This is a genomic window from Streptomyces sp. NPDC002206, assembly GCF_053593595.1.
Genome location: NZ_JBSFCW010000009.1, coordinates 284,730 through 305,025, shown reverse-complemented (window position 1 = coordinate 305,025; position 20,296 = coordinate 284,730). Strand labels below are relative to the sequence as shown.

14 protein-coding genes and 2 pseudogenes are annotated in these 20,296 nt (G+C 70.6%); 6 read left to right on the top strand and 10 right to left on the bottom strand.

Features of this window, described 5'->3' with window-relative positions:
- The 3 genes from pyk to pta form a co-directional block, all read right to left on the bottom strand.
- Positions 1-1,126: pyruvate kinase (gene pyk, locus ACWCP8_RS19810; RefSeq protein WP_451117162.1), on the bottom strand; the 1,126-nt coding region annotated here is incomplete at its 3' end.
- Positions 1,127-1,200: 74 nt separating this feature from the next.
- A complete protein-coding gene (locus tag ACWCP8_RS19805; protein ID WP_352262902.1) occupies positions 1,201-2,490 on the bottom strand; it encodes an acetate kinase in 1,290 nt (429 codons plus the stop codon).
- Between the two features lie 5 nt (positions 2,491-2,495).
- The gene (gene pta / locus ACWCP8_RS19800) at positions 2,496-4,622 is read right to left on the bottom strand and encodes a phosphate acetyltransferase (protein ID WP_451117161.1); all 2,127 of its coding nucleotides are present in this window, start codon (positions 4,620-4,622) and stop codon (positions 2,496-2,498) included.
- A 264-nt stretch (positions 4,623-4,886) separates the two neighbouring features.
- Here pta and ACWCP8_RS19795 point away from each other — a divergent pair, with 264 nt between their 5' ends.
- A complete protein-coding gene (locus tag ACWCP8_RS19795) occupies positions 4,887-5,912 on the top strand; it encodes an ATP-dependent 6-phosphofructokinase (protein ID WP_352262904.1) in 1,026 nt (341 codons plus the stop codon).
- Positions 5,913-5,978: 66 nt separating this feature from the next.
- Here the strand turns inward: ACWCP8_RS19795 and ACWCP8_RS19790 are convergent, their stop codons facing one another.
- The 4 genes and pseudogenes from ACWCP8_RS19790 to ACWCP8_RS19775 form a co-directional block, all read right to left on the bottom strand.
- Complete coding sequence (locus tag ACWCP8_RS19790) at positions 5,979-6,602, bottom strand: XRE family transcriptional regulator (RefSeq protein ID WP_451117175.1); 624 nt, start codon at positions 6,600-6,602, stop codon at positions 5,979-5,981.
- Between the two features lie 113 nt (positions 6,603-6,715).
- A pseudogene (locus ACWCP8_RS19785) lies at positions 6,716-7,215 on the bottom strand (carbohydrate ABC transporter permease); the annotation flags it as partial.
- Between the two features lie 259 nt (positions 7,216-7,474).
- A complete protein-coding gene (locus tag ACWCP8_RS19780) occupies positions 7,475-8,149 on the bottom strand; it encodes a response regulator (RefSeq protein ID WP_451117160.1) in 675 nt (224 codons plus the stop codon).
- Positions 8,146-9,894, bottom strand: coding sequence for a sensor histidine kinase (locus ACWCP8_RS19775; RefSeq protein ID WP_451117158.1), 1,749 nt, complete (start codon positions 9,892-9,894; stop codon positions 8,146-8,148). Before ACWCP8_RS19775 ends, ACWCP8_RS19780 begins: the two co-directional genes overlap by 4 nt.
- A 130-nt stretch (positions 9,895-10,024) precedes the next feature.
- Here ACWCP8_RS19775 and ACWCP8_RS19770 point away from each other — a divergent pair, with 130 nt between their 5' ends.
- The 4 genes and pseudogenes from ACWCP8_RS19770 (at position 10,025) to trxA (ending at position 12,677) form a co-directional block, all read left to right on the top strand.
- Positions 10,025-11,389 carry a cation:dicarboxylate symporter family transporter gene (locus ACWCP8_RS19770; protein WP_352262907.1) on the top strand — a complete coding sequence of 455 codons (1,365 nt, stop codon included), beginning with the start codon at positions 10,025-10,027 and terminating at the stop codon, positions 11,387-11,389.
- Positions 11,390-11,467: 78 nt separating this feature from the next.
- A pseudogene (locus ACWCP8_RS19765) lies at positions 11,468-11,583 on the top strand (RNA-guided endonuclease TnpB family protein); the annotation flags it as partial.
- A gap of 344 nt (positions 11,584-11,927) precedes the next feature.
- Entirely contained in the window at positions 11,928-12,332 is a 405-nt protein-coding gene (locus tag ACWCP8_RS19760; protein ID WP_352262909.1) for a MerR family transcriptional regulator, read from the top strand.
- 3 nt (positions 12,333-12,335) lie between these two features.
- Positions 12,336-12,677 carry a thioredoxin gene (gene trxA / locus ACWCP8_RS19755; protein ID WP_352262911.1) on the top strand — a complete coding sequence of 114 codons (342 nt, stop codon included), beginning with the start codon at positions 12,336-12,338 and terminating at the stop codon, positions 12,675-12,677.
- A gap of 10 nt (positions 12,678-12,687) precedes the next feature.
- On the opposite strand, the gene ACWCP8_RS19750 is transcribed toward trxA, so the two are convergent.
- Positions 12,688-13,644 (bottom strand): TIGR04222 domain-containing membrane protein, encoded by a 957-nt coding sequence (locus tag ACWCP8_RS19750; RefSeq protein WP_451117155.1) that lies wholly within the window; start codon positions 13,642-13,644, stop codon positions 12,688-12,690.
- Positions 13,645-14,080: 436 nt separating this feature from the next.
- Between ACWCP8_RS19750 and ACWCP8_RS19745 the strand changes: the two genes are divergently transcribed.
- A complete protein-coding gene (locus tag ACWCP8_RS19745; protein WP_451117173.1) occupies positions 14,081-16,291 on the top strand; it encodes a HelD family protein in 2,211 nt (736 codons plus the stop codon).
- Here ACWCP8_RS19745 and glgB read toward each other — a convergent pair.
- Together glgB and ACWCP8_RS19735 are read right to left on the bottom strand one after the other, a co-directional pair.
- Positions 16,248-18,695 carry a 1,4-alpha-glucan branching enzyme gene (gene glgB / locus ACWCP8_RS19740; RefSeq protein WP_451117153.1) on the bottom strand — a complete coding sequence of 816 codons (2,448 nt, stop codon included), beginning with the start codon at positions 18,693-18,695 and terminating at the stop codon, positions 16,248-16,250. The genes ACWCP8_RS19745 and glgB overlap by 44 nt on opposite strands.
- Before the next feature lie 98 nt (positions 18,696-18,793).
- On the bottom strand, positions 18,794-20,212 hold the full coding sequence (locus ACWCP8_RS19735) for a maltokinase N-terminal cap-like domain-containing protein (protein ID WP_352262916.1): 1,419 nt from the start codon (positions 20,210-20,212) through the stop codon (positions 18,794-18,796).
- Positions 20,213-20,296 lie beyond the last annotated feature (84 nt).

The window sequence follows — 20,296 nt, the reverse complement described above, 5'->3', positions numbered from 1 at the left end:
AGGCGACCAGCGCCTTGCCGTTCAGGAAGTCCGCGATCTCGCAGGCCGCGCGGGCCACCGAACCACCCTGGGTACGGGGCTTCTTGCCCGGCACCAGCGGCTGCAGACCCTTGGAGAGCAGTTCCTCCTCGGCCGCGACGACGATCTTCGACATCGTCTTGACCGTCTCGATCGGATACGCGCCGACGCTGGACTCGGCGGACAGCATGACCGCGTCCGCGCCGTCCAGGATCGCGTTCGCGACGTCGGACGCCTCGGCGCGGGTCGGCCGCGAGTTGGTGATCATCGACTCCATCATCTGGGTCGCCACGATCACCGGCTTGGCGTTCCGCCGGCAGAGCTCCACCAGGCGCTTCTGCACCATCGGGACCTTCTCCAGGGGGTATTCGACGGCCAGGTCGCCACGGGCGACCATGACACCGTCGAACGCCATGACGACGCCCTCCATGTGCTCGACGGCCTGCGGCTTCTCCACCTTGGCGATGACGGGGACCCGGCGGCCCTCCTCGTCCATCACCTTGTGGACGTCCTTGATGTCGCCGGCGTCCCGCACGAAGGAGAGTGCGACCAGGTCGCAGCCCAGCCGCAGGGCGAACCGGAGGTCCTCCACGTCCTTCTCGGACAGGGCAGGGACGTTCACCGCGGCACCGGGCAGGTTGATGCCCTTGTGGTCGGAGATGACCCCGCCCTCGATGACGATGCTCCTGACCCGGGGGCCGTCGACCGCGACGACCTTCAGCTCGACGTTGCCGTCGTTGATCAGGATCGGGTCGCCCTTGGCGACGTCGCTCGGCAGCCCCTTGTAGGTCGTACCGCAGATCGATTTGTCACCGAGGACGTCCTCGGTGGTGATGGTGAACTCGTCCCCGCGGACGAGTTCGACGGGGCCCTCGGCGAACTTCGCCAGGCGGATCTTCGGGCCCTGGAGGTCGGCGAGCACGCCCACCGCCCGGCCCGTCTCGGCGGCCGCCTTGCGGACGCGGTCGTAACGGCCCTGGTGTTCCTCGTGGGAGCCGTGGCTGAAGTTGAAACGGGCCACGCTCATGCCGGCCTCGATCAGAGCGACGAGCTGCTCATGGGAGTCGACGGCGGGACCGAGGGTGCAGACGATTTTGGAACGGCGCATGAGGCGGATCCTATCGGTTTGTTTCGCTGCGGAATATTCCGTCTGGTGGAAGATACAAAGGGGCGCGGGGGTGCTCAGTTGTCGACCTGTCCGACCGGCACTTCCTGTCCGGCCGATTCGGCCCGTCCGACCAGTGCGAAGGCCTGGTCGGCGATCTCCAGCTCCTCGTCCGTCGGCACCACGGCGACCGCGACCCGCGCATAGTTGGGCGAGATCAGCCTCGGTTCGCCGGACCGCACGGCGTTGAGGTCGGCGTCCACCACCAGGCCGAGCTCCTCCAGACCGGCGATCGCAGCCTCGCGTACCGGCGCCGAGTTCTCCCCGACCCCCGCCGTGAACACCACGGCATCCACCCGCCCGAGGACCGCCGAATAGGCGCCGATGTACTTCTTCAGCCGGTGCACATAGATGTCGAACGCCAGGGCCGCCCGTTCGTCGCCCTTGTCGATCCGGCGCCGGATCTCCCGCATGTCGTTGTCCCCGCAGAGCCCGACAAGGCCGCTCTTCTTGTTCAGCAGGACGTCGATCTCGTCGGTGGACATCCCTGCCACCCGCTTCAGATGGAAGGTGACCGCCGGGTCGATGTCCCCGGACCGCGTCCCCATCACCAGCCCCTCCAGCGGGGTCAGTCCCATCGACGTCTCCACGCACCGGCCGGCCGCCACCGCCGAGGCCGAGGCACCGTTGCCCAGGTGCAGCACGATGACATTGACCTCCTCGGGGGTGCGTCCCAGCAGCTCGGCGGCCTTGCGCGAGACGTACGCGTGCGAAGTGCCGTGGAAGCCGTAGCGGCGGATCCGGTGCGCGTCGGCGGTCTCCACGTCGATCGCGTACCGCGCCGCGTACTCCGGCATCGTCGTGTGGAACGCGGTGTCGAAGACGGCGACCTGCGGCAGATCGGGGCGCAGCGCCTGCGCGGTACGGATGCCGGTGATGTTCGCCGGGTTGTGCAGCGGCGCCACCGGGACGAGCCGCTCGATCTCCGTCAGCACCTCGTCGGTGATGACGGTGGGCCGGGTGAACCGCAGTCCGCCGTGCACCACCCGGTGGCCGATCGCCGCCAGCTCGGGGGAGTCCAGGCCCAGCCCGTCGGCGGCCAGCTCCTCGGCCGCGGCCTTCAGTGCCGCCGCGTGGTCGGCGATCCTGCCGGTGCGCTCACGTGTCTCGGCGCCGCCCCCGGTCAGCGGGGTGTGCAGCAGACGGGAGGTCTCCTCGCCGATCCGCTCGACCAGGCCGATCGCGAGCCGGGAGCGGTCGTTCATGTCGAGGAGCTGGTACTTAACCGACGAGGAGCCGGAGTTGAGGACGAGTATGCGACGGGCCTGCACGGCGGCGGAACCTTCCTTCGTGGGGGTGGTGGTCATGCGGTTCACTCCTGGGCCTGCGCCTGGATCGCCGTAATGGCCACGGTGTTGACGATGTCCTGGACCAGCGCACCGCGCGACAGGTCGTTGACGGGCTTGCGCAGCCCCTGGAGCACCGGCCCCACAGCCACGGCGCCCGCCGAGCGCTGCACGGCCTTGTACGTGTTGTTGCCGGTGTTCAGGTCCGGGAAGATCAGCACGGTCGCCTGCCCCGCCACCTCCGATCCGGGCAGCTTGGTCGCGGCCACGCTCGGTTCGACCGCCGCGTCGTACTGGATCGGGCCCTCGATCCTGAGGTCCGGCCGGCTCTCGCGCACCCGGTCCGTCGCCTGCCGCACCTTGTCGACGTCGGCCCCCGTGCCCGAGGTGCCCGTCGAGTACGAGAGCATCGCGATCCGTGGCTCCACACCGAAGCGGGCGGCCGTGGCGGCGGACTGGACGGCGATGTCCGCGAGCTGCTCCGCGTCCGGGTCCGGGTTGACCGCGCAGTCGCCGTACACCAGGACCTTGTCGGCGAGGCACATGAAGAAGACGGACGACACGATCGACGCGTCCGCCCGGGCCCTCCCGTCTCCCGCCGCCGCCCTGCCTGACGCGCTCCGCGCGGCCCCCTTGCTCTTGATGATCTCGAAGGCGGGGCGGATCGTCGCCGCGGTGGAGTGCACGGCCCCGGAGACCATCCCGTCGGCCAGGCCCCCCTGGACCATCAGGGTGCCGAAGTAGTTCACGTCCGAGACGACGTCGTACGCCAGCTCGACCGTGACCCCGCGGTGCGCGCGCAGCTGTGCGTACCTCTCCGCGAACGCCTGGCGCAGCTCGGAGGTCTGCGGGTCGATCAGCTGGGTGTCGGCAAGATCGATGCCGAGGTCGGCCGCCTTCTTCCGGATGACGTCCAGGTCGCCGAGGAGGGTGAGATCGCAGACATCGCGGCGCAGCAGCACATCGGCGGCGCGCAGCACCCGCTCCTCGGCGCCCTCCGGCAGCACCACCCGGCGCCGGTCCGCGCGGGCCTGCTCCAGCAGCTCGTGCTCGAACATCATCGGCGTGACGCGGCCACTGCGGGCCACCGAGATCCGGTCCAGCAGGGCGGGGGTGTCCACATGGCGCTCGAAGAGGCCGAGTGCGGTCTCCGCCTTGCGGGGCGTCGCCGCGTTCAACTTGCCCTCCAGCGTGAAGAGTTCGGCCGCTGTGGGGAAGGAGCCGCCCGCCACCGACACGACCGGGGTGCCCGGTGCGAGCCGTGCGGCCAGCTTGAGTATCTCCTCGCCGGGGCGCTCGTCCAGCGTCAGCAGCAGGCCCGCGATGGGCGGGGTGCCGGCGCTGTGGGCGGCCAGTGCGCCGACCACCAGATCCGCCCGGTCCCCGGGCGTGACCACCAGGCAGCCGGGCGTCAGCGCGTTCAGCAGATTCGGCAGCATCGCACCGCCGAAGACGAAGTCCAGCGCGTCCCGGGCCAGCCCCGCGTCGTCGCCGAGCAGCACGGTGCCGCCGAGCGCCGCGGTGATCTGGGCGACGGTCGGCGCGGAGAGCGCGGCGTCGTCCGGCAGGACCGAGCACGGCACGGGCAGCCGCGCCGTCAGCCGCTCGGCGATGATCTCGCGGTCCTCGGCCGCCACCCTGTTCACCACCATCGCGAGGACGTCGCAGCCCAGACCGGCGTACGCCCGGTAGGCATTGCGCGTCTCGGCCCGCACGGACTCCGCGTCCTGCCCCTTCCCGCCGACCACCGCGATCACCGAGGCGCCGAACTCATTGGCCAGCCGGGCATTGAGCGCCAGCTCATCGGGGAGCTGGGTGGCCGCGAAGTCGGTGCCGAGGACCAGCACCACCTCGTACATCCGGGCCACCTGATGGAAGCGGTCGACGAGCCGCGAGACCAGTTCGTCGGTACCCTTCTCCGCCTGCAGCGCGGACGCCGCCGCATAGTCCAGGCCATAGACCGACGACGGGTCCTGGCTGAGCCGGTAGCGGGCCCGCAGCAACTCGAACAGCCGGTCGGGGCTGTCGTGGACCAGCGGCCGGAACACCCCGACCCGGTCCACCTGACGCGTCAGGAGCTCCATGACTCCCAGATCGATGACCTGGCGGCCGTCTCCCCGGTCGATCCCCGTCACGTACACGCTGCGCGTCACGCATGCTCTCCCGTCGTTCTGGCCGGTTGGTGCGGTATTGCCCGTTTTGACGATACCTGCGGCTGCGGACCAGCCGCCCCCCGGGCGAAAGCCCCCTGTTCCGGGGTGCTGCACTCGTCCTGCAGCGGTCGGGTGCCGCGCCCCGGACAGGCCGAGAGCGCGAGGTCCGCACCTGACGTGGGACAATCGTTGTGGCTCACGGTACGGGGGATTCCGCAGTCGCCCCCGAAATGCACGGCACTAACGAGCAGGAGATACGGCACGATGCGCATCGGAGTTCTCACCGCAGGCGGCGATTGCCCAGGTCTGAACGCAGTGATCCGGTCGGTCGTGCACCGCGCCGTGGTGGGTCACGGCGATGAAGTCATCGGGTTCGAGGACGGCTTCAAGGGACTCCTCGACGGCCACTTCCGCCCCCTCGACCTCAACGCGGTCAGTGGCATCCTCGCGCACGGCGGCACCATTCTCGGCTCGGCCCGGCTGGAGCGCGACCGGCTGCGCGAAGCCGCCGAGAACTGTGACGAGCTGAGCCGCCGTTACGGCATCGACGTGCTGATCCCGATCGGCGGCGAGGGCACCCTCACCGCGGCCCGGATGCTGTCGGACGCCGGAATGCCCGTCGTCGGCGTTCCGAAGACCATCGACAACGACATCTCGTCCACCGACCGCACCTTCGGCTTCGACACGGCGGTGGGCGTCGCCACCGAAGCCATAGACCGTCTCAAGACCACGGCCGAATCGCACCAGCGGGTCATGGTCGTCGAGGTGATGGGCCGGCACGCGGGGTGGATCGCCCTGGAGTCCGGCATGGCGGGCGGCGCGCACGGCATCTGTCTGCCCGAGCGGCCGTTCGAGGTCGCGGACCTGGTCAAGATGGTCGAGGAGCGCTTCGCCCGCGGCAAGAAGTTCGCGGTCATCTGCGTCGCCGAGGGCGCGCACCCGGTCGAGGGCTCGATGCCGTACGCCAAGGGCAAGATCGACCAATTCGGCCACGAGCGCTTCCAGGGCATCGGCAACCGGCTCGCGGTCGAGCTGGAGACCCGCCTCGGCAAGGAGGCCCGGCCGGTCATTCTCGGCCATGTCCAGCGCGGTGGCACGCCGACCGCGTACGACCGGGTGCTGGCGACCCGCTTCGGCTGGCACGCGGTCGAGGCGGCGCACCGGGGCGACTTCGGCCGGATGACGGCGCTGCGCGGCAACGACATCATGATGGTGCCGCTGGCGGACGCGATCACACAGCTGAAGACGGTGCCGAAGGACCGGATGTACGAGGCGGAGTCGGTGTTCTGACCGGCGGGTCCGACTCTCTTCGGGGGCCGGCTTCGGGGCCGGCCTCCGAGGACCGGGCCGGCCGCGCTACGCCCCCGCCGCCTCCCAGAACTGCACCACGATCCCGTCCAGAAACGCCCGTCCCGCCTCCCCGTCCGCGCCCGCCCGCTCGGGACCTCCCGTGCTCCAGCTCAGCGTCGACACCATCACTGCCTGGTAGTCGGAATGCAGCTGTTCCAGCACGTCCTGCAGCAGCCGCCGCTCCAGCGGCACCAGCTTCGCCACCGGCCGGGTGTACGCCTGCCAGCGCGTTGTCACCGCGCTGCGCAGCAGCTCCCCGAGTTCCTCGTTCCGCCCCGTCGCCGTCACGAAGTCGGCCGCCGTCAGCTCCAACGCCTCGCTGAGCGCCGCGGACTGGCGTTCGTTGCCGCGCCAGCGTCCGGACTCCTCCATCCGCTGATACGCGGAGACCGCCAGCCCAAGCAGCCGCGCCAGCTCGTCCACGGCCAGGCCACGGGCCACCCGGTGTTCGCGCAGGGTGCGGGCGGCGGTCAGCAGCTCGCCCGGCGCGCACCACAGCACTCCGGCCAGCGCCATGAGTTCCTTCTCGTCGGGCAGCGCGAGACCACGCTCCCAGGCGGCGACGGTGTCCGCGCTGATCCGGAGTCCGTACTGGGCGCTGAGGCCGTAGGCGACATGACCGGGCGCCATGCCCAGGGCCTCGCGCAGTCGGCGCGCGGCGGGGGCATTGAAAGGCGGGGTGGGGTGCACGGCCCCACCGTAGGAGCCGGGACCCGGCCTGACTACGGTCTGTTCGACCGAGATCACGGCTCGTAGGAACGTCCTATCCCGCGCCCCCGCTCATCCCTGACCGCGCTGCCCAGGGCGAACCCACCGCCGAGGCGGCGCGAGATCAGGATGTACAGCAGCAGCACCGGCGTCGAGTACAGGATCGAGAACGCCGCCAGCTGGCCGTGGACCACCGATCCGTAGTTGCCGAAAAAGGTGAAGATCGAGACGGAGACGGGGAGTTGCTCGGGGGAGAGCAGCAGCATGAAGGGGACGAAGAAGTTCCCCCACAGCATGATGAAGGTGTAGATCGTCACCACGCCCACCCCCGGCCCCATCGGCGGCAGCACCACCCGGACCAGCGGCCGTGTCGTGGACGCCCCGTCCGTCCAGGCCGCCACCTCCAGTACCTTCGGCACGCCGCCCATGAAGTTCTCAGGCGCGAGCGGTAGCGGGAGAGCGGATACGCGGCCGGCGCCGCGCACGCCACGGTCAGCAGCGTCGCACTGCCGCACAGCAGCAAAGCGTTCAAGACAGCATGTAGAGCTTCAGGCCTGGTCGTTTCTGACGGTTATTGACCTTTCGTCCTCAACTCCCGCTTGGATTTCGTAACGAAGCAACAGCGTAGGGCCTGCTCCGGGGTTCCGCTGGACGCATGGAGGTGATCGCGCGGGGTGCGACTTCCTCATAGCCGTGGGGGGCTGAGACGTGACCGTGGGACCGGCCAGTCGGCAAGGTCAATGCCCGTGCAGGAAACGCTTGTTGTGCGGGAGGGGTGCGGGTGGGACGAACGGTCAGTGCGTTTCGGCCACCCACCGGTAGTGCAGCTCCGGCCGCCCGATCTGCCCGTACTGCGGACTGCGGACGGCGCGGCCCACCGTCACCAGGTGCTCCAGATAGCGGCGTGCGGTGATCCGCGAGATGCCCAGCTCCACGCCCGTCGCGGCTGCGGTCACCCCGTCCGGGGAGGCCCGCAGCGCACGGGTCACCGCCTCCAGCGTGGGGCCGCTCAGCCCCTTGGGCAGCCGGGACGGCTGCGGAGCCCGGAGCGCGCCGAGCGCCCGGTCCACCTCGTCCTGGCCGCTCGCCTCACCGGCCGCCGCACGGAACTCGGCGTAGCGCATGAGGCGGTCGCGCAGGGTGGCGAAGGTGAACGGCTTCAGCACGTACTGGACGACACCGAGCGACACCCCTTCCCGGACCACCCCCAGATCACGCGCCGACGTCACGGCGATGACATCCGCCGTGTGCCCGGCGGCGCGCAGCGACCGCAGCAGCTGCAGACCGTGTCCATCGGGCAGGTACAGGTCCAGGAGCAGCAGATCGACCTGAGTGCGGTCCAGCGCCCGTACCGCCTCCGCACGCGAATGCGCGACCGCGGCCACGGTGAAGCCGGGGACGCGGCCGACATACAGCCTGTGCGCGTCGGCGGCCACGGGATCGTCCTCGACCACCAGCACCTGGATCACGGGGTGGGCTCCTTCGGCGTGTGCTGCTGCGTGGGCGAGGGCGACAGCGGCAGCCGTACGGTGAACTCCGCGCCGCCGTCGGGGCCCCCGCCCAGCGCGACCGTTCCGCCGGCCCGGTGCACGGCCTGCTGCACGAGTGCCAGCCCGAGCCCACGACCGGCCCCGTGCGTCGACCAGCCGCGGTGGAACACCTCGGCGGCGACGTCGGGATCGACCCCGGCCCCGGTGTCCGCGACCCGCAGCAGCAGCTCACGGTCGTCGGCGAGCGCGGTGACGGTGACCCGCGCGCGGCCGGTGCGGCGCGGTGCCGCACCGCGCTGCGCGGGCACGACTGCGGAGTCCGCCGCCACCCCGGCCCCGGGCACGGTCCCCGCACCGGACGGGACACCGGCTTCGGGCGGCGGGGCCGTCGCCGCCTCCGACGCGGCATCCACCGCGTTGTCGATCAGATTGCCGAGGATCGTCACCAGATCGCGCTGCGGCAGCGTCGCGGGCAGCGCGCCGTCGTCGATCACGCTGTCGTCCGCGAGCACCAGCTCCACCCCCCGCTCGTTCGCCTGCGCCGCCTTGCCCAGCAGCAGCGCCGCCAGCACCGGTTCGGCGACGGCGCCGACGACGCGGTCGGTGAGGACCTGTGCCAGCTCCAGCTCCGCCGTCGCGAAGCCCACCGCCTCCTCCGCCCGGCCGAGCTCGATCAGTGAGACGACCGTGTGCAGCCGGTTCGCCGCCTCGTGCGCCTGCGAGCGCAGCGCCTGGGTGAACCCCCGCTCCGAGTCCAACTCGCCGGACAGCGCCTGGAGTTCCGTGTGGTCGCGGAGGGTCACGACCGTACCGCGCTGCTCGCCGCCCACCACCGGACGGGTGTTGACCACGATCACCCGGTCCGCCGTCAGATGCAGCTCGTCGACCCGCTCCTCGGAGGCCAGCAGCGCCCCGGTCAGCGGCGCAGGCAGTTCCAGTTCGGCCACCCGGCGCCCGACCGCACCCGGCGGCAGCCCGAGCAGCTCCCGGCCCGCGTCGTTGACCAGTGCGATCCGTCGCTGTCCGTCGAGCATCAGCAGCCCCTCGCGCACCGCGTGCAGCGTGGCCTGGTGGTAGTCGTGCATCCGGCTCAGCTCGGCGGCGTTCATGCCGTGCGTGTGGCGCCGCAGCCGCGCGTTGATCACATACGTGCCGATGCCGCCGAGGGTGAGTGCCCCGCCCGCCGCGAGCCCCAGTGCGCCGAGCTGCGCCCGCACCTGCGAGGAGACCCGCTCGACCGTGATGCCCGCGCTGACCAGACCGGTGATCCTGCCGCCGTCCCGGATCGGGGTGACGACCCGGATCGAGGGGCCGAGCGTGCCGGTGTACGTCTCCGTGAACGTCTCGCCGCGCAGCGCCCTCGCGGTGTGGCCGAGGAACGTCTCCCCGATCCGGTCCGCGTCGGGGTGCGTCCAGCGGATCCGGTCCGGGCTCATGATCGTGACGAAGGCGATCCCGGTGTCCCTGCGGACCTTCTCCGCGTACGGCTGGAGCACGGCGGTCGGGTCCGGGGTGCGGATCGCCTCGCGCACGGACGGCGAATCGGCCACCGCCAGCGCCGCCGCCCTGACCTGCCGGGTCGCGGTCTCCTCCGCCTGCGCGCTCCCGGAGACGTACGCGAAGAACGCGCACCCCGCCACCACGGCCGCAACCAGCACCACCTGCATCGCGAAGAGCTGACCGGCCAGGCTGCGCGGACGGGTACGGGGGCGTGGGAGACGCATGCTCACAGTCTGCCTGGCCGAAAACATATGAACGAAATGCACGTAAGGGTGACGGCCGTCACACGGGGCGGGATATTCGCCGGGACCCCCAGGGACGGGGGACGGACAGGGACGAGCCGAGGAGAACCCCGTGGGAGTGCCAGCCGCCAGGCGGGACCGTACGCATTATCTGTATCTCGCCGTGATCGGCGCTGTGGCGCTCGGCATCCTGGTGGGCTTCGTGGCCCCCGGGGTGGCCGTCGAGCTGAAGCCGATCGGTACCGGCTTCGTGAACCTCATCAAGATGATGATCTCGCCGATCATCTTCTGCACGATCGTGCTGGGCGTCGGCTCGGTCCGCAAGGCCGCCAAGATCGGCAAGGTGGGTGGTCTCGCGCTCGGCTACTTCCTGATCATGTCCGTGGTTGCGCTGGCGATCGGCCTGGTCGTCGGCAATCTGCTGCACCCGGGCGACGGCATGCACCTCACGCAGTCGGTGAAGGATGTCGGGCACACGGCGGCGAGCGACGCTGCCGAGGGGCCGGTCGACTTCCTGCTCGGCGTCATTCCGGTCACCTTCGTGTCGGCCTTCACCGGTGGCTCGGTACTCCAGACCCTGCTGGTCGCGCTGCTCGTCGGCTTCGCGCTGCAGGCCATGGGCACGGCCGGTGAGCCGGTGCTGCGCGGGGTCGAGCACATCCAGAAGCTGGTCTTCCGGGTCCTGTCCATGATCATGTGGGCAGCCCCGGTGGGTGCCTTCGGCGCGATGGCCGCCGTCGTCGGCGAGACCGGAGTGGACGCGCTCAAGGCGCTCGCCACGATCATGCTGGGCTTCTACATCACCTGCATCCTGTTCGTGGTCGTGGTGCTCGGCACACTGCTGCGCCTGGTGACCGGCGTGAACCTCTTCCAGCTCCTCAAGTACCTGGGCCGCGAGTTCCTGCTGATCCTCTCCACGTCCTCCTCCGAGTCGGCGCTGCCGCGCCTCATCGCGAAGATGGAACACCTGGGCGTCAGCCGCCCGGTCGTCGGCATCACCGTGCCGACCGGGTACTCGTTCAACCTCGACGGCACGATGATCTACCTGACCATGGCGTCGCTGTTCATCGCCGACTCGATGGGGCAGCCGCTGGAGCTGGGCCAGCAGATCTCGCTCCTCCTCTTCATGATGATCGCCTCCAAGGGCGCGGCCGGTGTCTCCGGTTCCGGCATCGCCGTGCTGGCGAGCGGGCTCCAGTCGCACAGGCCGGCTCTGGTCGACGGCGTGGGCCTGATCATCGGCATCGACCGCTTCATGAGCGAGGCCCGCGCCCTGACCAACTTCGCGGGCAACGCCGTCGCCACGCTGCTCATCGGCACCTGGACCAAGGAGATCGACAGGGACCGCGTCGACCAGGTGCTGGCCGGCTCCATCCCGTTCGACGAGAAGACGCTCACCCAGGACGATCCGCACGGCGCGACGGACGTTCCCGAACCCAGGGACGGCGGGACGGCGGACGTGACGGCGAAGGTCTGATCACGTGCACGAGGCGGGGCCGGTACGGGAATGTCCGTACCGGCCCCGCCTCGTGTCGATGCTGCGGAGTTCGGATTTGCCACCCCGCATGACCCGGTCACCCGTGTCCGCCTCCAAGGGGTCGGGCACGTCAAGGTGCACCAGCACCGGGCGGTGACCGGCGAGTCAAGACCGTCAGCGTGAAGCGCGAGGGAACTGCGTCGCCTGCGGCCACAAGGCGCACGCCGACACAGTCGGAGCCACCAACGTTCTACGGGCCGGGCTGGTCCGTCGCCACGCCAACCAGGTGTAACGAGAAGCCCCTTCATTCCGAGGGGGAGGAGTCACGATGTCGAGGGGGAGGAGTCACGATGTCGAACTCGCCGATGCCCGGCCAGCTCCAGTTGTTGCCCCGGTGGGGGAGCCGTGTGCCCAGAATGCGGGCCAGTAGCCGAGCGCCGCGCTTGAGGGCAAGGGCAGGAGGGGACGGGCTGGTGCGCTCGGGAGGGACGGGCCTCGTGCTTGCCTTGACGCCGGCGTCAACCTTTACGGTCGAAGCATGCGAATCGGGGAGCTGGCCGAGCGGGCCGGGACGACGACGCGGACTCTGCGCTACTACGAGTCACGCGGACTGCTGCCTGCGCGGCGGGCCGTGAACGGGTACCGCACGTACGACGAGGACGATCTGCGTCTGCTGCAGCAGATCCGGACCCTGCAGGACTTCGGGTTCGATCTGGAGGAGACCCGGCCGTTCGTCGAGTGCCTGCGCGCCGGCCACCCGGCCGGTGATGCCTGCCCCGCCTCGCTCGCCGTCTACCGGCGCAAGCTCGGCGAGCTCGACTCGCTCATCGAGCAGCTCCAGTCGGTCCGCGTCCAGGTGGGCGCGGAGCTCGCGAGGGCCGAGCTGGAGGCCGCGGCCGAGCTTCCTGGCGGCCCGGAACCACGTTGTGAACTGGGAGGATGACAGATGATTCATGCAGAGGGCGTGGCCGAGGTCACCGACGCCACCTTCGACGGGGAGGTGCTGGGGGCCGAGCTCCCCGTACTGGTCGAGTTCACCGCCGACTGGTGCGGACCCTGCCGTCAGCTCGCCCCCGTGCTCAGCGCGATCGCCGCCGAGGAGGCCGGGCGCATCAAGATCGTCCAGCTGGACGTGGATGCCAACCCGGCCGTCACGAGCCGCTACGCGGTGCTGTCGATGCCGACCCTGATGGTGTTCAGGTCCGGTGAGGCGGTGAAGTCGATGGTGGGCGCCCGGCCCAAGCGCAGGCTCCTCCAGGAGCTGGAGGACGTGCTCGAGAAGGTGTGAGCCGCAACGCTCAGTAGTTTCCGCCGCCACAGCTGCTGCCACCGCCGCAGCCGTGGTGGTGGCCTCCTCCGTCGTTCGAGGAGCCGTGCGAGCCGTGGGAGCCGTACGAGTCGTGGGAGCTCCCGGAGCCGTAGGAGCTGTAGTCGCTGCCGGTACCGCTGCTGTCCGTGGTCCGGTCGTCGTCGTCCGAATCCAGAGCCTTTCCGTACTTGATCAGCATCCGGCCCACCGACGGCAGACGGCCTCCGCCCCCGTCCCGCCGCCGAGATCGTCGGCGCTCACCCGGCAGCGCGCTGCGCCCGTCGAACACCACGGCCCCGAGCGCGGCCGATGCCCACAGCTCGCCGGTGCGTGTCGCTGCGAGGCGGCGACGGCCCGCCGGGGTCAGCGGACCCCGTGCCGGGCACAGCACCCGCACGGCCAGACAGCAGGCGCCCACCGCGATGAACGGTGCCGTCCGCCGCAGCCCCTGCGGGACGGCCAAGGCGGCCAGGACCGCTGTGCCGCACACCACGACGGCCAGGCCACGTGCGGCGTACAGACGGGCCATGGCGCGTGGCGGGGCCATCAGCAGACCGTACGAGACGAGCCGGTCGCCGATCTCGCTTACGGCCCCCGCCCGCACCGCCCGTACCCGCAGCAGCGTCGGGGTCGTGGAGCCGGAGGTCCGCCACTTCTCGACCACGGCGTGCTCCACCGGATGCTCGGGTCCCGTCCAGGGCTCGGGCAGCCGCAGTCGCCCACCCGACCCGATCACGACGTTGTTGTCACTGCCCCACAGGGTGTGGAGCGCCGCCTCCACCACCCGCTCCGGTCCGCCCGCCAGAAATGCCGCATCGTAAGGACCCAGCTCGGGCGCGCGCTCCCGGCGCCGCCAGGGCAGCAGTCGCCGACCGGACAGGGCCAGGCAGGCGGTGGCAGCGACCAGTGCGGTCGCGGCGTCGATGAGCGTGAGTGTGGTCCACATGGCAGCCCCCGATCCGGACGTGCTCCGGATGAATGTGCGTATGCGAGGGGTATCTCCGTGTGAAGCACGGCCAATCCGAACAAGCCTGATTTCAGAGCTTTTTCTGAGCTTGTTCCGAGCCGCTCGCTTCCCCCGTGCTCGCGGGCCGGGCCATCGATCGCATCCTTGCGCCCGGCTCCGGGCTCGCGGCTCTCGGGGTCGACTCCGGCTTGTGGCGGGGCATCCTCGTACGGCTGCGCGCCGCGCTCGATGCGACGGGCGCGCCGGCCCTCTGCCGAGCGTCTCCTGGAGGCAAACAAAAACCCCGGTCCGAATTGACGGCCGGGGTATTTCTTCGCCTATATTGAATAGTTCCGTGTGCGCATACTGTGCAATATGCGGAGAACTTCAATAAACATACTCTATCGCGCCAGGAGCTGAATTGTCAAGCGAGGAAATGCGGCAGGAACAGCAATTCGTCTCCCTCGCCCACGAGCGACTCGACCAGCTCCGGGCAGCGGCCGAAGCCGCCATGCATGCCACGATCGCGCAGCTCAGCACCGGTCGACAGGCGCGGGTGGAGCGCGATATCGGCGTCGCCGAGCACTCCGCCTCGCTCGCCGCGCTGAATGCCGCCGTCACGGGACTCTGTTTCGGACGGATCGACAGGCGCGACGGAGTCACCTATCACATCGGTCGCATCGGAATCCGGCAGGACGACGCCGAGCGGACCCCGTTGCTGATCGACTGGCGGGCTCCCGTCGCGCGGCCGTTCTATCTCGCGACCGGATATGAACCGATGGGGCTGCGCCGCAGGAGGCACATCACCACGCAGGGGCGCACGGTCACCGACTTGCACGACGAGATCATGGATCTCGCCGACACCACCCGCACCGGATACGAGTTGCACGACGCCGACGAGGTGCTGCTCGCCGCGCTGACCAGCGCCCGCACGGGCCGGATGGGCGACATCGTCTCGACCATCCAGGCCGAGCAGGACCACATCATCCGCGCCCCGCAGCGCGGGGTGCTCGTCGTCGAGGGAGGGCCGGGCACCGGGAAGACCGCGGTCGCGCTGCACCGGGCCGCGTATCTGCTGTACGCGGACCGGGAACAGCTCGCCAAGCGGGCCGTGCTGATCGTCGGGCCCAACCCGGCCTTCCTCGCCTACATCGGCGACGTGCTGCCCTCGCTCGGTGAGACCGGTGTGCTGCTGTCGACGGTCGCCGAGCTGTTCCCCGGCGTGCACGCCACCGGTACCGACAGCCCCGCGGCGGCCGCCGTCAAGGGCCGGGCGGACATGGCCGGCGTACTGGCCGAGGCCGTACGGGACCGGCAGCAGGTGCCCGAGAAGGGCGAGCCGATCGTCATCGCGCACGACGACGGGGAGCTGATCCTCGACTGGGACATGGCAGTCGAAGCGCGGCACAAGGCCCGCGAAACCGGGCTGCCGCACAATCTCGCCCTGCCCACCTTCGCCTTCCGGATCATCGACGATCTCACCACGCAGCTCGCCGACCGCATCGGCGCCGACCCCTACGGCGGACCGAACTTCCTCGGCCCCGACGACATCGCCCAGCTCGGCAAGAGCATCGCCGCCAGCGCGGAGGTGCACGCCTCCATCACCTCCCTGTGGCCCCCGCTCACCCCGCAGGAGTTCCTCGCCGACTATCTGGAGGAGCCCACGCATCTGGCCGAGGACGACGCCGAGCTGCTCCGGCGCGTGAAGAAGGCCGCCTGGACGCCTGCCGACGTGCCCCTCCTCGACGAGGCCGCCGAACTGCTCGGTGCGGACGACTCCGCCGCCCGGGCCGCCGCCGAGGCCGAGCGGGCCCGCCAGATCGCCTACGCGCAGGGCGTCCTCGACGTCTCGTACGCCTCCCGTACCTACGAGTTCGAGGACAAGGAGGACCTCGACGAGGACGCCTCCGAGGTCCTCGCGGCGCACGACATCATCGACGCCGAACGGTTCGCCGAGCGTCAGGAGGAGGCCGACCACCGCAGCGCCGCCGAGCGCGCCGCCGCCGACCGGACCTGGGCGTTCGGGCACATCATCGTCGACGAGGCACAGGAGCTGTCGGCCATGGCCTGGCGGCTGCTGATGCGCCGCAGCCCGACCCGCTCGATGACCCTGGTCGGCGACCCGGCCCAGACCGGCGACCTGGCAGGCTGCGACTCCTGGCAGGAGATTCTCGCGCCGTACGTCCAGGACCGCTGGCAGCTCGCCCGGCTCGGGGTCAACTACCGTACGCCCGCCGAGATCATGGAGTACGCGGCCGAACGGCGCCGGGCCACCGATCCCGCCTTCGAACCCCCGCGCTCCATCCGCGCCACCGGTGCACGGCCCTGGGAGCGCACCCTGCCGCTCGCCGAGGTGGCCGGGCTCGCCGAGGCTGAGACCCCGGCGGAGGGCAGGCTCGCCGTCATCGCCCCGCGCGAGCTCCACGCGCAACTCACAGGACTCGACGACGGGCCGCTGGATCTGCACCGGCCCGTCGTCCTGCTCGACCCGCGACAGGCCAAGGGCCTGGAGTTCGACACGGTTCTCGTCGTCGCGCCCGCGCTGATGTCCCCCAACGATCTCTATGTGGCGCTGACCCGGGCCACCCAGCGGCTCGGGGTCATCACACCGGCTTCAGCCACACCGTCGCCAGCGGCGGCAGAGTGAGCTGGACGCTCGTGCGGTGACCGTGGGCGGCGACGGACTCCGGCTTCAGCGGATCCGGGTTGAGGACGTCACCGCCGCCGTACCGTGCCGCGTCCGTGTTGAGCACCTCCGCCCAGGCGGACACGGACGGCGGCACGCCCAGCCGGTACTCGTGGCGGACCACCGGCGAGAAGTTCGACACCGCGAGCAGCGGCGAACCGTCCGCGTCGAAACGCAGGAAGGCGAAGACGTTGTCCTCGGCGGCTCCGCCGTCGATCCAGGCGAAGCCCTCGGGGACGGTGTCCCGCTGCCACAGCGCCGGTGTCGTCCCGTACACCGCGTTCAGCTCACGCACCAGGTCCCGTACGCCCCGGTGGTCCGCCTCCGCCGCGTACGACGGGTCGAGCAGCCACCAGTCCGGGCCGTGCCCCTCCGACCACTCGGCGCCCTGGGCGAACTCCTGCCCCATGAACAGCAGTTGCTTGCCCGGGTGCGCCCACATGAAGCCGAGATACGCCCGGTGGTTGGCGCGCTGCTGCCACCAGTCGCCGGGCATCTTCGACGCCAGCGCCCGCTTGCCGTGCACCACCTCGTCGTGCGAGATCGGCAGCACGTAGTTCTCGCTGTACGCGTACACCATCGAGAAGGTCATCTCGTTGTGGTGGTACTTGCGGTGCACGGGCTCCTTCGACATGTACTCCAAGGAGTCGTGCATCCAGCCCATGTTCCACTTCAGGCCGAAGCCGAGCCCGCCGAAGCCGCCGGGGCCGACATGGTGGGTGGCGCGCGTGACGCCGTCCCAGGCGGTGGACTCCTCGGCGATGGTGACGACGCCGGGATTCCGCCGGTACACGGTGGCGTTCATCTCCTGGAGGAAGGCGACAGCATCCAGATTCTCCCGGCCGCCGTGCTCGTTCGGAGCCCACTCCCCGTCCTCGCGCGAGTAGTCGAGGTAGAGCATCGAGGCGACGGCGTCGACCCGCAGCCCGTCGATGTGGAACTCCTCGCACCAGTACGTGGCGTTGGCGACCAGGAAGTTGCGCACCTCCGTGCGGCCGAAGTCGAACTCGAGCGTGCCCCAGTCGGGGTGCGCGGCGCGTGCCGGGTCCGAGTGCTCGTACAGCGGGCGGCCGTCGAACTCGGCGAGCGCCCAGTCGTCGCGCGGGAAGTGCGCGGGCACCCAGTCGACGATGACGCCGATGCCGGACCGGTGCAGCGCGTCGACCAGATACCGGAAGTCGTCAGGGGTGCCCATGCGCGAGGTGGGGGCGAAGAAGCCGGTGACCTGATAGCCCCAGGAGCCGCCGAAGGGATGCTCGGAGACCGGCATCAGCTCCACATGTGTGAACCCCAGATCCCTTACGTAGGCCGGAAGTTGCTCGGCGAGCCGGCGGTACGTGAGTCCCGGCCGCCAGGACGGCAGATGCACCTCGTACACGGACAACGGTGCCTCGTGCACGGGTACGTCCCCGCGGCGCGTCATCCACTCCTGGTCCTGCCACTCATGGTGCGAGGCCGTCACGACCGAGGCATTGGCGGGCGGGACCTCGGTGTGCCGGGCCATCGGGTCGGCGCGCACCGTGTGCGTACCGTCCGGGCGGCAGATGTCGAACTTGTAGAGCGCACCCTCGCCGATCGCGGGGAGGAACAGCTCCCAGACCCCGCTGGAACCGAGCGAACGCATCGGGAAGCCCGTGCCGTCCCAGTAGTTGAAGTCCCCGATGACCCGCACACCGCGGGCATTGGGCGCCCAGACGGTGAACCGCGTACCGGCGACCCCCTGGTGCTCCATGGGCTGTGCGCCGAGGGCGGTCCACAGCTCCTCGTGCCGCCCCTCGCCGATCAGATGCAGATCGAGATCGCCGAGCGCGGGCAGGAAGCGGTAAGGATCATGGACCTCGATCTCGTTGTCCGCGTAGCCGACCAGGAGTTGGTACTCGGGGACGGACGGCATCGGCAGCAGTCCGGAGAAGAGGCCGTCGCCGTCGTCGTGCAGCTCGGTCCGCAGCCCCTTGGCGAGCACGGTCACCGATCGCGCGTACGGACGGAGCACCCGGATCACCACACCGTCGCGGACCATGTGCGCGCCGAGCAGATCGTGCGGGGCATGGTGCTCACCGGCGAGCAGCCGTCCCCGGTCGGCGTCGTCGAGGGCCCGCACCGGCCGGACGCCGCGACCGCCGCCACGACGCGGCCGCGAGGGTGAGGCATCGGCCCGCTTCTCCGCTGTCTTCTTCCGCTTGGCCGGGGAGGTCGTCGAGCCCGCGGGTGCCAAGGGTGCTGCAGTGGCCTTGGAGGCTGAGAGTGCCGCGGTGGCCGCTGGGGCTGCGGTGGCCGGCTGGGCCGCTGGGGTCGGCTTGGTCGCGGGCGCTGATGGGGTCGCGGTGGGATCGGGCGCGTTGCGGGACGGCTTGCGGGCGGTCACAGGGACGGCCTCCTCGAGGGCTGTTGGTGAGGCAGGGATCAGGTGGCCGGGCAGGGAAGAAGCCGCCCGGCCGAAGAAGGCGCGCACCGCGCAGGGCATCAGTCGACGGCGGCGGCCAGGCGGTGGATCGCGGCCATCGGGACCGGCAGCCAGTCGGGCCGGTGCCGGGCCTCGTACACCACCTCGTACACCGCCTTGTCGGTCTCGTGGGCCCGCAACAACTCCGGTTCACTGCGCGGATCGACGCCCGCGGTCTCCGCGTACCCGTCGCAGTAGGCCGCTCGGCAGCGGGCCGCCCACTCGGCGTTCCACGGCCGGTGCGAGCGGGCCGCGTAGTCGAAGGAGCGGAGCATGCCCGCGATGTCGCGCACCGGCGGCTGCGGACGGCGGCGTTCCAGGAGCGGGCGCGCCGGTTCGCCCTCGAAGTCGATCAGTGACCAGAAACCGTCGGCCGCGCGCAGCGTCTGGCCGAGATGGAGGTCGCCGTGGACGCGCTGTGCGGCCCAGCTGCGGCCCTTGTGGCCCAACGCGGCAACGGCGTCGAACGCGGTGCGCAGTCCGGGGACGTAGGGCACGAGCGCCGGCACGGCCTGGGCGGCCGCCTCCAGCCGCTGCAGCATACCGGCGGCGAGATGCTCGGTCTGGGCGCTGCCCAGCACGGGCGTCGGCAGGGCGCTGGCGAGCGCCGTGTGCACCTCGGCCGTGGCCCGTCCGAGGGCGCGGGCCTCGCGGGTGAAGTCATGGCCCGCGCCCAGCGCACGCAGCGCCAGCTGCCAGCCGTCCTCCGCGCCGCGCAGGAATGGCTGGAGAACGCCGAGGGTGAGTGGCTCCGGGGCTGTCGCCTCGAACCAGGCGACGGGTTCCGGCACCCGCCCGCAGCCTTCCCGGGAGAGCGCGAGCGGCAGTTCCAGATCCGGGTTGGTGCCGGGGAAGACCCGGCGGAAGATCTTGAAGATATAGGCGTTGCCAAAAACGAGGGAGGAGTTGGACTGCTCGGTGTCGAGCACGCGGGGGGTGAGCCCGGCTGGGATGGGGGCCACGCCCCGGTCGAACCGGAGGGTGCCGAGGGTGCCGGGGGTACGGAGCCGTTCCAGCAGGAGTTCGGCGAGGCGAGGATCGTGCAACCCCTCGTAGACCGTCCGGCCGGCGAGCGGACCGCCCGCCACATGGCCGATGAGGGCCGGGGCGAGCCGTGGCGGCAGCGTGGACCGTACCCCGAGCAGCATTTGGTAGCAGTCGTCGGGCGACTGGGCGGGCAGGGACGGCTGGTGAACCCGGATCAGCAGATGGAGCAGCCCCGGCCCCGTCCCGGAGCCGGTCCCCTGGCCGATGCCGGGGGAATCGGCATCCACCGGCAGTATTTCGGTCGCCGAGACAAGGGAGAAGGCCGTGACCGGCCGTCCCTTGCCCGCGAACCACCGCTGCCGGGGCAGCCATTCATGCAGCAGTGGGGCGAGTGACGGGAGCAGGGCTGTGCTGTTCGCGAGGGCGACCCGAGTGGATGCAGCCTCCGACATGGCATCGCGTCCTTTCCCCGGGCACACCACAGGATGCGAAGAGTGTCCCGGATTGCGGCAATAGCTGTCCGGCTGTGCGGGACG